This is a genomic window from Brenneria sp. hezel4-2-4, assembly GCF_013155275.1.
Taxonomy (GTDB): Bacteria; Pseudomonadota; Gammaproteobacteria; order Enterobacterales; family Enterobacteriaceae; genus Brenneria.
In genome coordinates this window covers 337,451-350,524 of sequence record NZ_JABJXS010000001.1, presented here as the reverse complement: position 1 = coordinate 350,524, position 13,074 = coordinate 337,451, and the positions used below count along the sequence as shown (strand labels likewise).

Below are 13,074 nucleotides of genomic sequence, written 5' to 3'. Positions count from 1 at the left end.
ATAGTTGGACTGTCAGGATATCTATCCTACAACAACTTTTCACTGTTCTTTTGCTAGTCGCGCCAGAATCACTGCCTTTGACGGCAGCGGTAATTGCTGGGCCAGTTGCCATTGTTTGCGCTGGGTCTGCGTTTTATGCGTCAGCAGTTTGCGGATATCGCCGACAGGAATGCTGGTGTCTTTGGCGATCACGTTTTCGTTGATGCCGCGGCGGTGGAGTTGGTAAACCGACAGCATGATATTGGCTGAGTAGCATCGCCGCGCACCGATGCGTGGCGCAACAGGCGAAACCGCCGGGAACCGGTTGCCGACATAGATTGGCTTTGGTTCCGGTTTATACGGTTTGCCTGTGTGTATTGCGGACCGGACGCGCATACGATGGATAATGACGTGCGTCCAGTCGCAGTGGTCGTCTTCTGCTTTGAACAGGACGGCTACAGGGTGCAATTCTTCTTCCATATCAAGCCGCCTCGCTGTGTTTTTGAGTTTTTCCCCAGTCCTTCACCAGACTCATGCATTTGGCGTGAACCTGGCGTGCCGTGGCGATCCCGAAGCCTTTAACACGCTCGGCCAGCATTTCCGGCGTACGGCGAACCACATCAAACAGGGAATGAATGTTGGACGCAGCCAAGAGTTCCAGATGTTGTTCTTTCAGTGGCAGGGTTTCCGTAAGCATGGATTCCGCCCATTCAGCCCGGCGCACCAGGTGAGGGTGGGTTTCTTCCAGCAGTTCACGGATTCGTACCGTGACGGCCTCGTTTAAACCGTCCGGCCACGCTTCTTTGAAGTTTTCTACAGTGGGGTAGATAGGAATGGCCCACTCGGTGACAGATACAATCATGCAGATGCCGATAGTGCTGCGGATCTCCAGATGCCAGTCAATGTCATTCAGGATCTTGACGTCGTATTCAGGGGAATAGAGCTGTAATCCCCACTGGAAGGTGTAGAAGTAGAACTGAACACCGTTTGCTGCCTGCCAGTAGCGCGGCGCCACGTCGCCATCGGTGCGTTGCAGCCGGGCTCTCAGGTCAGCAACGTGGTTGCTCAACTCATCGTTAATCTGAACCATGCTGGCTAATTTGCTGGCCTTATCGGCCAGTTCTTTCTTAACGCGCCGTATTTCGGCCAACTGCTGATTGCGCAGGGTGCGGCTGTCCTCCAGATCGGTTTTTACCCGCACCAGTTGAGCTTTGATGCGCTCCGGGTTAAGCGATTTCAGGCGGTTGACTTCCTCTGACAGTACCCGTTGATCGGATAGCGCCAGTTTGTATTTGGCGGTAATGCTGTCGCGTTCGGCTGTGGCCTCTGCCGCCGTCAACTCCGCGTCATCAATTCGCTCTTGAACTTGCGTCAGCGCCAGTTCTTTGGTTGTCAGCGCGTTTTCTGCCGCCTCCAGACGATCCAACAGAGTGTTGTATTCGTCGGTTTCAGCGTTGATCTGCTCAATACACAGGGCCTGTGCTTGATTTAATAAAACACCTGCACTTTCAACGGAACGCTGGGCAATGCCGGTGGTCTGCGATGTCGCCAAGTCGAGTTGCGCCCGAACGGGGCGCAGGGAAGATTCCAACACGTCAGCGACGGTTGTTGTGGTGGTCATAAGGTGTTTCCTAAATGGAGAGGGACTTAGTTGTTCGCGGCCTGAACAGACTCGATGTGTCGCAGCAACGTGGCGCAGATGCGTGAGAAATCGCTTTCGTGGTAGAGCTTCGCGGATTTATCCGTGGCTGCATGCGTGATGCCCAGGCGCGCCAAGCCATCGGCAGTCAAGGCGATAGGCGCTAGGCGATCGTTGATTTGCCCCAAGCGCAACGAAGGCACGGCATTCGGCGTGGACCGTGGGATGTTTCTTACTGCCGCTGCGAGCAATTGCGGCGCGGTGGTTTCCACGCTTTCGGTTTCGCGGGCGAGTGGCTGTTCCTGCTGCTGTTCCGCCTCCAGACGCGTCGCTTCTTCCCGGCGGATGCGCTCACGTTCGGCTTCCAGTCGGGCTTCTTCCGCTTTCTTGTGTGCATCGATGCGTGCTGTTACCGCCAGTTTGAAATCATCGAACGGCTTGGCGGTCAGTTGTTGCAGGTCGGCGGCGATCTTGCCGTTAGCCAGAGCAGTGTCGATCTTGTCCTGAATGCTCGACATGGTTTTCAGTCCCTTGATGGCGCCTGCGAAATCTGGGACGGCGATATCAAGGCGCACGCCACTAATTTCGCGCTGGAGATCGGCAACGTGATCGGTGAATACCTTACGTGCCGCGACGACTTTCTCCGCGCGCCGGCGCTCTTTCTCACTGGCAAGCAACTTTTCGGCCATCAGCCGATTGTCGCGCACCAGTTTGGCGAGCATGTCCTTTTGGCGTTTCGCTTCATCCACACTCTGGATTTGCGCCAGCATCATCGCCTCGGCGGCGTTCAGTGTATCTTCCGCCTTTTTCATCGCCTTTATTTGCAGGTCGAGATCGGCAAAGTCCTGGTCGGTTTCCGGTTCGCGGATCAGCTTGTTTTCCAGGAAGTCGCGCAGTGCTACCTCGAAAATCTTGAAGTTTTCGCGAACTTCTATTTGCCCGTTGACCTGCACTGATACTGCCGGCAGATCCTGTACTGCTTCGGCGACCACCGCTAGGGAGGACTCAGATGGAACGTAGGCGGCCAGATCCCGTTCGAATTGCGCCCAACCCGCCAGCAGTTTTTCAATACGGCCCGGTACTGGGCGATACTCCAGCATGTAGAGATTCTCTTCCGTGCCGTCGGAACAAATGAATAGTGCTCGCTCGGCGCCGGTGACATAAAGTTGTTGCTCTAACTGCCAGTAGTAGTGTGGTGATAATTCGCCAGCCTCGGTCATGGCAACCACGTCTTTATTGAGTAGCTTATGCTCGAACACGGTAGTTTCCGCCATGTCGATGCCATCCACCGAGGCCAGCAGATTGTCGCGAGTGGCGACAATGGGGAACAGGTCTTCACCGAGGTACCCTTCCAGAATGGCGCGTGCTTTAGCTTCGGTTTCGTGCCCAGCGTCGAACAGGCGCTGTGTCGCTGCGTCAACCTCAGTTGCAACTCCGGTTGCTTTCAGGTGCAAAAGGGTGTTTCGCGTCTGATATTTGCTTTCACCCATCATGGCTGGTGCTTCGCTAGCGGTGAAATACTTAGTGCGCAGATCCAGCCATTCGGCTGAGCCCTGCTGGCATTCATGAATTGTGTGCATGGATTGGCTCCAAATCTTTAATGGCGAGTTTTTGTTCTTCGGAAAGGGTGTATTTGCTGGCGGTCATAGCGATGATCTGTTCGGCGCTTTTCTTGCCGCTTTCCATCATCGTTTGCCACTGCGGAAGATATTCATTGAAACGATCACTGGGATAGTTCGGTAACGCCGCAGACGCGGTCGTTGTCGTCTTGGGCGTCACGTCTTTGGCGGCATTGAACGCGCCGGATACATCCAGATCCTTCCCTTCCATTTCTTCAGCGGTAGGCTGCTGGCCGATTTCCGGCCATGCCTTGCGCAGAGCCTGGGCTTCCGCGCACTTTGCCAGTTGCCCGTAGGGACGTTTTTTCCACATGGCGTTGGGCATATCGGTGTCTTTACCTGCGGTGGCATAGTTTTCAAGCCAGTATTCTTTCGCCGAATACTCGGCGATATATCCATTAAGCATTTGTTTGCGAACGGTGTATTTGCACCAAGAGGGAAATGTAATTTCGACGTTGCCAAATTTTTTGGTCACATCGGGGCCAAATTCAGGCTCTTCGGCGCCAGCATAACTACCGGAACGCTCCGCCTGTATCCGATAAAGGCCAATGCCAGGCATTACCACATCCCGCCATCCATATTGCCCGGACTGGGCATCTTTAACGTTCATCGGAACCAGATGAACGGGCTTCATCAAGGGATCCAGATTCCGAGCGCGGCAATAGCTCACCGCCATAATGACGGAATCGTCTCGGGCGCCGGGGTAGATGCTGTTTTTCAGCGCGTTCCAAGTGGGATCATCGATACCCAACGCGATAACAGCCTGTGGCAGTGTTGAAACTGCATTATTGGTGGTCATTGGTCAGTCCTTATCAAAGAAATAATGCCAAGGCGAAAAACGAGGCAACCGTAACGACAATGACGAACGTCAGGCCGTGCTTTTGCTCCGGATAGTGGTGGATGTTGTGGCTGCCTACGCGGTGTTGGTACTGGATATGTTTTACGGACACGGTATACTCCTTAGCGATCGGGTTGGTCCCCGATCAGCTGCTGATGATCTTTATGGTCATTGGTCAGTCCTTATGGTCATGCGGTTTGGTCGCCGCTGACCGGGATAGCCCCGGCGAAAGCTGGGGCTTTTCTCTTTTGGGGCTACCAGAAAATTTCGCGGGGAAGGGGATCGCGTGCGGTGTCTAATTCGTTAAGGCGTTCGGCCTTAACCGTCATGGCAAATATCTTTTCCTGAAACTCATTCAGAAATTCTTCCATTTCCGGGGATTCAACCAGCCTTTGAACTGGCCTTTCGTCGTTGCCGGCCACCACGCATTCAGCCGCGATGAGCTGCTTTATCCGGTTAAAGAAGTGAGCATGGCGCCGCAGGTATTCGATACGCTCAGCCAGCACCGCCTGCTCAACCGGATCGTGTGGCAGTCTGCGTTCGTATTGTTCCCGGCGTTCCTCCTGCATCCGCTGGTAGTTGTACTCGTACATATGAACCTCACTGTGCCAATGGGCTTACGCATGCGCCCGACACAGGCGCATGGTGAAAACCTACTGGTTACGCTTCTGACTTCTCCTCGTTGATGCGCTGGTACGGGAATTTGTCCGTATTGGGCTTGATGTTGCGGTAGAAATGGGAGCCGACGGACTCGGCGCCAGAGAATGCCGCGAAATCGTCGGCAGTTACGTTGCTGTAGTGATACAAACTGCCTGGCACGTTGTTGCGACCGTTGAAACGAATGGCTAGCGTGTTGGTCGCCGCGTCGTGGCCGATGCTGTGGATCTGGGATGATTTAACGGGAGTCATTACGATTGGCATTGGTTAGTCCTCTTTTTGAACAATAAAAAAGCCGCATATAGCGGCGTGTTTCCCTTGGCGTTGGCGAAATAATTAATTAGGTTCTCGTGGCTTATATTTGAATCGGTGCCACCCATCAGTTAATTCAATTTCGTGATAGCTTTCGCGCCGCTCTGCAAAATTGAGTTCTACGGCCAACGCGTGAAGTTCATGCCGGCGCTTTATGTTCTCCATCCCGATCCAGTCGGCATCGGCGGCGCGCTTTTGGCACTGCTTCGGAGTCATATCCCGGTAGTCCATAGCGCTTAATTTTCCAAGCCGCTTAAGATCGGCTTTCATGTTGCGCAAAACCGCAATCATTGAATCAATTTTGGCGATGTCATCTGCCATTTTTACCTCTCTTAGACGGCATACGGCGACCGGATAACCACTCCCAGATATGAAAAACGGTCGCGATAACGACTGACAATCCGGCCAGGATTGCCAGCGCAAGAAGGATTTCCATTGCGGACCTCTTTCGACAGGCGAAAAAAAAGCCCACCGAAGTGAGCTAATGGGGGAGTTTCAGTAAACGCCGCGGGGAATAGTGCTGCTACCGCGCATTTTTTGCTGGCCAACTGCTGAGTAGCCAACATAACGATCGGGATCGCTACCGTTGTTGGTATTGCCGGAACGTGATTTTTTGCGTGGAGCAGGGAGGTCAGGCATCGGTTTACAGCGAACTGTAACCAGAATTGCTTTTGTTACGCGGTCACTTTTGCGTTGAGCAATATACTGAATGTTTTCTATGCTCTGCCGCAGAGTTGCAGAACGCCGTTTTTTACGTGGTTTGGTCATTGGTCAGTCCTCAGTATCATCAAGCATGCCGATTTGCACTCTAAGAACACCATTCTCGTCGTAGAAGCGCATTGTTTGATCGCTTTCGGCTTTCTTTTTTGACGGAGTTGGCGTCTTTGATTTGTTATCTTCGGATATGGAACACGCAGCAGCTACAGCTTCCTTGCTTACAATCCCTACAAGCGAAACACCGATCAATCCTTTAAGAAAACTGCGTCTCTTCATTAATTTCCCCTTTTCGCAGTTATTACGCTGGCTACGTAATAGTTATGCGCCACCCTTCCAGATACGCCTTTGTCGACTGGCGTTGACGCCTGCGTTGACGGCGTTTATCACTGATATTCTTTGCTGCGAGTCGGTATCCTTTAACGAGTTTCATCCTCTTACCCCTGTTCAGTGGCCTTATTGCAGCACCCAGATCGGATGCTGAGTAAAAACACTGACATGTTTAGCCGTAGCCGTCTCACCGGTACATGCGGACCGTTGGTGTGTGAAACTTAACCTGACTGTTAAAGAGCGTGTCCCGGGTGGGATGAAGTAATTAAAACTTTAGTTGTTTTTAATGTCAATACTAAAGTTGTTTTTATTGATTTTAATTGCATATTCGGTTGTTTTTATGAGTGATTTATTTTTCTTTTGATTGGTGATATAAGATTTATCTTAATATTCTGTTCTAGCAGGAAGCTAACGTCATGAAAAAAATAACGATTCTTATATTTATGTCTGTTATATCAGGATGCGCAGGAGAGAAGATCTGGGTGAACTACAGCAAAACGATGCAAGATTTTTACGCCGATCGCGCCACATGCAATTCTATGTCTCAAGGGGTATCCAATCCGCAGATCTACACTCCGACTACAATCGGCCCTGGAAACTTCTCCTCTGGTTTTTCGCAAGGCTGGAATATGGGGAGCGCAATAGGTGCCGCTGCGGAAAGAGATCGAATTTTCAGTGACTGTATGATGGGATACGGGTGGGTACTTCATGATAAAAAAACTATGCCGCCGCCGCCATCCTCACCACCTACGGAACCGGAGATGCCAAAGGCTGTCAGTGATGCCTTAAAATCAGTCCCAGAACTGAACTCTTGGCACGAAACCGGATCGCCCAAGTTCGATGTAGCGGTGGAAGTTGACGAACTCTTGAAAAGTAATCCGGGATGGCAGAAAGCACCAATGGACTACAGATTTCGCCGTTCCTACGAAGTCACTAAGGCGCTTTATGGTGACCAAGCAAGAGCAGCGGAACAATGTCTGGTTACCGTGGTGACGAACGCAAACGGCAAACTGCCAGCGCAGAATCTTGCTGCTTTGCGGATGTTTCCTGATTTCATCGTTACAGAGAAAAATAGGGCTTGCCAAGTCCGATCGTCGTCGGAGGATTACAATGAGTTTTTGAATGCGGTTGAAGCAAAATTGCCAGCAATAACTCCGATCTACAAGAAGGCAAACAAAGACGCGGCTAAATCATACTATTGAGGTTCGGCTCGATTATGTCGGCTGCGTGAATGGTAGATAAGTCAGGCAGGGCACAAAAAATCCCGCCGGGGCGGGATGGTTGGGAACCTTGAGGTTAACTCAAAAGATAAATCTTGCAACAGCTAAGGCTATGGCAGCAGTAGCAATAATTGTTGCTGCTAACCACTTAGTTTGTTTACCGATTTCTTCGTGTAAATCTGCTTTAGTTGCGTAATTCGATTTGATTACGGCGATGTCGGTGCGCAGGTCTGACATAGTGTTTTCGAGTTTTTCCACGCGTTTTTCTAACATGCCATCACCTCCGCCATTTCCACCATCATGAGAATGATTATGGGGGCCATAGACACTAGAATCAACTCTCTGACTTTCTTTTGGTGTGAGTTTAAATACCTGCCCCATACTATTTCTTCTCTTCTTTGACTAGAACATGGAAATAACAGCTATAACAATCAATTAAGTCGTCTTTTTTAACACCGTTATCGTCAACTTTACAAAGTCTCATTCTTACTTCGTATGTTCCTGACCTATGAAAATTAACGCCTTTTACATGCATTGATGATAAAATAACCAATTGATTATCATGAATATAATTTGTCTTTAGGTTTTCAAAGTGACCATCTAGATCGCCGTCATCAGGATTGACAACCTCACCATCCAACAATATATCAATGAATGTAAAAATGGAGTCCTCAATGGACATCATCAGTCCAGCAGTTACGACTACTGTATGTTCAGAACCTTTTTCAACCCCGGCTATCAATGGATCCGGTATATAACCATCGTCATTTGACATATCTGGTTGCAAGAGCGTGGGATAGGCAAAACATATTTTATTAATACTGGTCATTTATATTTTCTCATTTTATCCAAACACTCACCATCAACTATGATAATTCACTTTCATACAGACACAGCTTCGCCTTTACCCATAGATGTCTTGATTTCTGCTACTAGGCTAGGCACTGATTTCACACCACTACTTTATCTTTTTCTGCTATTACAACAACACCGAATACCAGAACACCCGCCCAATAATCTCTACTTCTGATTCATAGGCTTCTTCATCCACATCACGGTTGAAGCTGTGAATCACCAGCACACCACCTGGTTTACGGTAAAGTTGCTTAATTCGCTTCAACTTATCGTTGCCACTGCCTTCCTGAGCAATAGCATATAGTTTGCCATCAATAATACGTTTGTTATTTGTATCGACAGCAACCGTTGTTCCATGCGGAATGATGGGCTCCATGCTGTCGCCAGTGGCGGGGAAGCACAGAACGCCAGAGCCGTCAGTATTAGCCCCAACTTTCCGAAGTGTAGATTTAGAAAATCTTAGCTTGAATCCGTTGTGATCCTCGCTTTGAATTCGCCCGTCACCGCACGCAAATTCGATATCCTTTAAGAATGGCACCTCAACTTCATCCTCTGATAGTGGTGTTTTATCATCCCAGGACGCTACCGTACCCCATGCTGACTGCGGAGGTATGGATGATTCTGCTTGCGGTGCTGTTGAACCTTCTGCACGCATTGGTCCTTCACCGCTGGCCAGCCATTCGGGGCGAACTTTTAATACGGTAGAAAGATCAAAAATCTTTGTTGTCTGGGAGGCTTTGCCAACCTCGATTTTCTGTATGGCTGCCTGAGATACGCCAATGAGATCGCCAAGGGCTTTTTGGCTCAGACCCTGAGACGTTCTAGCTATTTTTAGTCTTTCTGCGAGTGTTGTTTTCATTCTCTCAATCTACAACCTCAGTTGTCATTCATCAAACGAATATAGTTTTGACTTTTTAAAAACCATAGTTGTAATATGTGGTCGAACTCACGGAGGTTTTATGAACGAAGTCATTAAAACCGCTATTGCAGTTGTCGGCTCACAACGGAAACTGGGCAAAGCCTGTGGGCTAACCCAGGCTGCCGTACAAAAGTGGCTGTACGACAAGGCGAAAGTGGCACCAGAAAATGTACAAGCAGTTGTTAATGCAACTAATGGTGTAGTGAAAGGGTATCAGTTACGCCCTGACTTGCCTCACCTGTTCCCGCACCCTGACCAGGTGCAGGACTCAGAAAAACAATAATACCGAGGACTGACCAATGACCACAATACATCAACCTGCCAGTGAAACGGCAGGGGCCGCGATCGCCTCTGCCGTTCGCAAGGAATTACTTTCCCGCAAGAAGGTCGGCAAGAATGGCCTGCCGTTCCACATCGTGCGCGAAGACCAGATCAAAACCCGCTGGACTGAAAGCGAAGCCGCAACCATCAAAAGCGTGGCCGGCGCCATGTCATCCAATCCCGCTGTTGAAACCAACACTGCCGCTATCCGGGGATTTCTGGCGATGTTTGCCGAATCGCCGGAAATGCTGGCCCACGTCCATGCCGAACTGAAAGCGGCGGGGCTACCGATCCCCGATTGGTTGCCGCCGGTGCCGGGAGGGGCTACGCGATGAACCAGACGCAGAGCGTTGATCTGATATCCAGCATTGTCGGTAAGAAGCTGGATATCGCCGGGGATGAAGCCCGGCGTTTGGCTATCACAGGGGCTTTGTCTGGCACGGTGACCGCGTTTTATTCCCGCCAACAGAGTCCCTCGGAAACAGTAAAGGCGGCCCAACATGACGGAAAACATCAGAACGCTTGATCGTCGTTACCGGGATCGGCGCGGCGTGATAGTCCACGTCATCGGGTATGACAAAGCTAACCAGCAGGTGATTTTTATGCGTTCCGGGTATGAGCATCCCTGCTGCCAGCCAGTGTGGAAATTTCAGAAATATTATACGGAGGTCAAATGAGCAGCAAACTACTCGGCCACGTATGGGAAGCGTGTGCCGCTTCAGGCATTAAGGGTACAAAACTCATGATAATGGCGCGCCTGGCGGATTATTCAAACGATGACGGCGTCAGCCAGCTCAGTATTGATACGCTCTCCAGGCAGATTGGGGCAGGTGACAGCACAATTTACGGTGCCATTGCCGAACTTGAAAAAACGGGATGGTTATTACGTAAGGATTGCCGTGCTGGTAATCGTAACGCTGCAAATCTGTATTACCTGAATGTTTCACGTCTTGAGCAGTTTGTATCTACATCACCAAACGAGGCGGCTAAACGATGAGTAAATTAATTCAATTACTTAGCCGTCCAATAGCTTATCAACCCGCATTTGCAGATTTGCAGGAAGGAAAGATCAGATCTGGCACGGTAGGCGCAGTATTCCTGTCCCAAATGGTTTACTGGCACAACAAAATGGGCGGCAATTGGTTTTACAAAACCCGCGAAGAGATAACAGCGGAAACTTTTCTTTCCCGCAATGAGCAGGAAACCGCACGTAAGCGTCTGGTTGCACTTGGTGTACTGGAAGAACAACGCAAAGGTGTTCCCGGCAAAATTCATTACCGTGTGAATGCTGAACGTTTGGAACATCTGCTTTTGTATGGCGACGAGGGGCAGTCAGAAGAACCGGATGATGAGTCGCCGGAAAGTGCTGAACCTCCACAAAGTGAAAATCCCACAATGCGGGAATCCAACAATGTGGAAAACCCGCCAACAAGATTGCGGGAATCCAACCAACAGTATGGCGGGGATCCAGCATTGTTTCTTACAGGAGATTACACAGAAGATTACACAGGAGATTACCGCGCGAGTGCGCCGCCGGAAAATTCAACAGATGCTGTTTCTGAGAAAAAGCGAAGGCGTAAAACCGCACTGAAATCACCTGTGGCTGAATTTGATTTCTCGTCATTCCCGACGCTACCCAGCGATCAGGTCTGGGGCGATTACGTGAAACACCGAAAGGCCAAACGGGCGCCGATCACGCAAACCGTGGTGAATATTCTCGGCCAGGAACTGACGAAAGCGGTTAACGCTGGATGGACGGTCGATCAGGCGCTGGGCGAGGCGATGGCGGCGGGGTGGCAAGGGCTGAAGTTTGAGTGGCTGGCGAACCGAAATAATCCTGTGCGCAGTGCCGGCACGCTGAACCGGCAGGAAGCGCTGGAGGCCAGGAACGCGCAAATTTTTGAAGAATGGTTGCAGGAAGAAGCGCAGGCACTGGACTGCCGGGGGAATTCTGATGGTCACCATTGACAAATCCACCGAACTGGCCGTAAAGCGCGAATTTGCCGAACTGATGAAAGCAACGCTTTCGGTGTATGGCAAAGACTCGTCTAAACCGGTGATCCGGCTGTATTGGAACGCTATCGGTTCGTTCGATATTTCACTGATTCGCAAAGCATTAAGTTTGTGGATTACCGATCCGGATCAGGGCCGGTTTGCACCGAAGCCGGCCGATATCATTCGCAACATTCAGAACATCATAGGCCGACCGTCATGGCTCAGTCCCAACGAGGCGTGGGCTATCGCGCAGCCTGCGCAGGACGAAGCGAATACGGTGGTCTGGACGACCGAAATTGCGCAGGCATGGAGTATTGCCGAGCCCATTTTCACCGATGGCGATCGGGTAGGGGCGCGAATGGCATTCATCGCCGCCTATGAGCGGTTAGTGGCTGCGGCTCAGGCTACCGGATCTTTGCCTGAGTGGACGGTTTCGGAGGGGTGGAACAAAGGGACCGTGAAGGGAGCGGTTGAGCATGCGGTGAGTGCTGGATTGTTGCTGGCGCCGGAGGTGAAAAAATACTTAGCGCCGCCTGCCAGCCTGCCGCCGCCGAAAGTGGATCGCGGAAAGCGGGACCAGATGCTGGCAAAGATACAGGCGTTTTCCGGGGCGTTACTGGATCGGAGAACTCAACAGGAAGCACAGAAAAGACACGAATGGGGGGAACGACAAGCGCAACTCAACGAGGCAATAGAAAAGCGTTATCAAGATGAATTACGCCGGGCTGCTGACCACAGCGCGGCAGATGAAAACCAATTTAAGGACTGACCAATGAGCATCACTTTCAAAAACGCACTGATTTATCGCCTGTCGCGCGAGCTGGACTGGGCTGATCTGGAACAGAAGTTGACGGCGTTTGCATTCACGCCATGCGGCAGCAATGACTGGGCAAAAACCGGATGGGTTTCGCCGATAGATCCGCTGCTGGATGTGCTGGCGCACCAGGCGAACGGGCAGATTCTTCTCACGTTGCAGCGTGAAGAGAAAATCCTGCCGGCGCCGGTTATCAAAAAAGCCCTCCAGGACAAAATCGACAAGCTGGAAGCCGAACAGCGGCGCAGCCTGAAAAAGACCGAGAAAGACGCGCTGAAAGACGAAGTTATTCAGACCCTGCTGCCGCGCGCGTTCAGTAAGTACCATATCACCAACATCTGGATTAACGCAGGGGCCGGGTTGATCGTCGTGGATGCCGCCAGCGGCAAAAAAGCCGAAGACGCGCTGGCGCTGCTGCGTAAAAGCCTCGGCTCGTTGCCGGTGGTGCCGTTGACACTGGAAACGCCGATCGAGCTGACGCTGACCGAGTGGGTACGAAACGGTGCCGCACCAGTTGGGTTTGCGTTACAGGATGAGGCTGAATTGAAAGGGGTTCTGGAAGAGGGCGGCGTACTGCGCAGCAAACACCAAGATCTGACCGCTGACGAAATTACCAATCACATCCGTGCTGGAAAGCTGGTCACCAAGTTGGAGCTGGAGTGGCGGGAGCGGATCTCGTTCGTTTTGGGCGATGACGGTAGCCTGAAAAAGCTGAAATTCGCCGATGTGTTGCTGGACCAGAACGCTGACGCCGAAGACGTGGCGGCGCGTTTCGATGCTGATTTTGTGCTGCTGACCGGGGAACTGGCCGCGCTGATCCGCGAACTGGTGTTGGCACTGGGCGGGGAATCTAAACGTAGTG

20 protein-coding genes and 2 pseudogenes are annotated in these 13,074 nt (G+C 51.2%); 9 read left to right on the top strand and 13 right to left on the bottom strand.

From position 1 onward, the window contains the following. Nucleotides 1-39: 39 nt before the first annotated feature. The 10 genes from HOY33_RS01670 to HOY33_RS01625 all read right to left on the bottom strand — a co-directional run bounded on the left by HOY33_RS01670 (nucleotide 40) and on the right by HOY33_RS01625 (nucleotide 6,037). The gene (locus tag HOY33_RS01670) at nucleotides 40-459 is read right to left on the bottom strand and encodes a hypothetical protein (RefSeq protein ID WP_172287970.1); all 420 of its coding nucleotides are present in this window, start codon (nucleotides 457-459) and stop codon (nucleotides 40-42) included. Between the two features lies 1 nt (nucleotide 460). After that, nucleotides 461-1,600 (bottom strand): hypothetical protein, encoded by a 1,140-nt coding sequence (locus HOY33_RS01665; RefSeq protein WP_172287968.1) that lies wholly within the window; start codon nucleotides 1,598-1,600, stop codon nucleotides 461-463. 26 nt (nucleotides 1,601-1,626) lie between these two features. Beyond that, on the bottom strand, nucleotides 1,627-3,198 hold the full coding sequence (locus HOY33_RS01660; protein WP_172287967.1) for a lambda-exonuclease family protein: 1,572 nt from the start codon (nucleotides 3,196-3,198) through the stop codon (nucleotides 1,627-1,629). Continuing rightward, nucleotides 3,182-4,036: a phage recombination protein Bet gene (bet, locus tag HOY33_RS01655; protein WP_172287966.1), complete on the bottom strand. Its 855-nt coding sequence runs from the start codon at nucleotides 4,034-4,036 to the stop codon at nucleotides 3,182-3,184. The genes HOY33_RS01660 and bet overlap by 17 nt, the downstream gene beginning before the upstream one ends. 13 nt (nucleotides 4,037-4,049) lie before the next feature. Next, nucleotides 4,050-4,187 carry a hypothetical protein gene (locus HOY33_RS01650; protein WP_172287964.1) on the bottom strand — a complete coding sequence of 46 codons (138 nt, stop codon included), beginning with the start codon at nucleotides 4,185-4,187 and terminating at the stop codon, nucleotides 4,050-4,052. Nucleotides 4,188-4,329: 142 nt separating this feature from the next. Then, the gene (locus HOY33_RS01645; RefSeq protein WP_172287963.1) at nucleotides 4,330-4,668 is read right to left on the bottom strand and encodes a hypothetical protein; all 339 of its coding nucleotides are present in this window, start codon (nucleotides 4,666-4,668) and stop codon (nucleotides 4,330-4,332) included. Between the two features lie 67 nt (nucleotides 4,669-4,735). Then, the gene (locus HOY33_RS01640; protein WP_172287961.1) at nucleotides 4,736-4,996 is read right to left on the bottom strand and encodes a KTSC domain-containing protein; all 261 of its coding nucleotides are present in this window, start codon (nucleotides 4,994-4,996) and stop codon (nucleotides 4,736-4,738) included. 72 nt (nucleotides 4,997-5,068) lie between these two features. Then, on the bottom strand, nucleotides 5,069-5,365 hold the full coding sequence (locus HOY33_RS01635) for a regulator (protein ID WP_172287960.1): 297 nt from the start codon (nucleotides 5,363-5,365) through the stop codon (nucleotides 5,069-5,071). Nucleotides 5,366-5,539: 174 nt separating this feature from the next. Further along, complete coding sequence (locus HOY33_RS01630; RefSeq protein WP_172287958.1) at nucleotides 5,540-5,812, bottom strand: hypothetical protein; 273 nt, start codon at nucleotides 5,810-5,812, stop codon at nucleotides 5,540-5,542. Nucleotides 5,813-5,815: 3 nt separating this feature from the next. Continuing rightward, on the bottom strand, nucleotides 5,816-6,037 hold the full coding sequence (locus HOY33_RS01625) for a hypothetical protein (protein ID WP_172287957.1): 222 nt from the start codon (nucleotides 6,035-6,037) through the stop codon (nucleotides 5,816-5,818). A gap of 467 nt (nucleotides 6,038-6,504) precedes the next feature. On the opposite strand from HOY33_RS01625, the gene HOY33_RS01620 reads away from it, so the two are divergent. Continuing rightward, nucleotides 6,505-7,290, top strand: a complete 786-nt coding sequence (locus tag HOY33_RS01620; RefSeq protein ID WP_172287955.1) for a hypothetical protein — start codon at nucleotides 6,505-6,507, stop codon at nucleotides 7,288-7,290. 99 nt (nucleotides 7,291-7,389) lie between these two features. Here HOY33_RS01620 and HOY33_RS20585 read toward each other — a convergent pair whose 3' ends face one another. The 3 genes from HOY33_RS20585 to HOY33_RS01605 form a co-directional block, all read right to left on the bottom strand. Beyond that, nucleotides 7,390-7,689, bottom strand: a complete 300-nt coding sequence (locus HOY33_RS20585; protein WP_253906907.1) for a hemolysin XhlA — start codon at nucleotides 7,687-7,689, stop codon at nucleotides 7,390-7,392. Nucleotide 7,690: 1 nt separating this feature from the next. Beyond that, nucleotides 7,691-8,137 carry a hypothetical protein gene (locus HOY33_RS01610; RefSeq protein WP_172287954.1) on the bottom strand — a complete coding sequence of 149 codons (447 nt, stop codon included), beginning with the start codon at nucleotides 8,135-8,137 and terminating at the stop codon, nucleotides 7,691-7,693. Nucleotides 8,138-8,287: 150 nt separating this feature from the next. Beyond that, nucleotides 8,288-9,022 (bottom strand): helix-turn-helix transcriptional regulator, encoded by a 735-nt coding sequence (locus HOY33_RS01605; RefSeq protein ID WP_172287952.1) that lies wholly within the window; start codon nucleotides 9,020-9,022, stop codon nucleotides 8,288-8,290. Between the two features lie 100 nt (nucleotides 9,023-9,122). On the opposite strand from HOY33_RS01605, the gene HOY33_RS01600 reads away from it, so the two are divergent. The 8 genes and pseudogenes from HOY33_RS01600 to rdgC form a co-directional block, all read left to right on the top strand. Beyond that, entirely contained in the window at nucleotides 9,123-9,365 is a 243-nt protein-coding gene (locus HOY33_RS01600; protein ID WP_172287951.1) for a YdaS family helix-turn-helix protein, read from the top strand. 16 nt (nucleotides 9,366-9,381) lie between these two features. Then, nucleotides 9,382-9,738: a hypothetical protein gene (locus HOY33_RS01595; RefSeq protein ID WP_172287949.1), complete on the top strand. Its 357-nt coding sequence runs from the start codon at nucleotides 9,382-9,384 to the stop codon at nucleotides 9,736-9,738. Continuing rightward, entirely contained in the window at nucleotides 9,735-9,929 is a 195-nt protein-coding gene (locus HOY33_RS01590) for a hypothetical protein (RefSeq protein WP_172287948.1), read from the top strand. Before HOY33_RS01595 ends, HOY33_RS01590 begins: the two co-directional genes overlap by 4 nt. Continuing rightward, on the top strand, nucleotides 9,904-10,080 hold the full coding sequence (locus tag HOY33_RS01585; RefSeq protein ID WP_172287946.1) for a DUF4222 domain-containing protein: 177 nt from the start codon (nucleotides 9,904-9,906) through the stop codon (nucleotides 10,078-10,080). The genes HOY33_RS01590 and HOY33_RS01585 overlap by 26 nt, the downstream gene beginning before the upstream one ends. Then, a pseudogene (locus tag HOY33_RS01580) lies at nucleotides 10,077-10,361 on the top strand (helix-turn-helix domain-containing protein); the annotation flags it as partial. The gene HOY33_RS01585 and the pseudogene HOY33_RS01580, both read left to right, overlap by 4 nt. A gap of 35 nt (nucleotides 10,362-10,396) precedes the next feature. Further along, nucleotides 10,397-11,371 carry a hypothetical protein gene (locus HOY33_RS01575; RefSeq protein WP_172287943.1) on the top strand — a complete coding sequence of 325 codons (975 nt, stop codon included), beginning with the start codon at nucleotides 10,397-10,399 and terminating at the stop codon, nucleotides 11,369-11,371. Then, on the top strand, nucleotides 11,358-12,167 hold the full coding sequence (locus tag HOY33_RS01570) for a hypothetical protein (protein ID WP_172287942.1): 810 nt from the start codon (nucleotides 11,358-11,360) through the stop codon (nucleotides 12,165-12,167). Before HOY33_RS01575 ends, HOY33_RS01570 begins: the two co-directional genes overlap by 14 nt. A gap of 3 nt (nucleotides 12,168-12,170) precedes the next feature. Further along, a pseudogene (gene rdgC, locus HOY33_RS01565) lies at nucleotides 12,171-13,070 on the top strand (recombination-associated protein RdgC); the annotation flags it as partial. Between the last annotated feature and the right edge of the window lie 4 nt (nucleotides 13,071-13,074).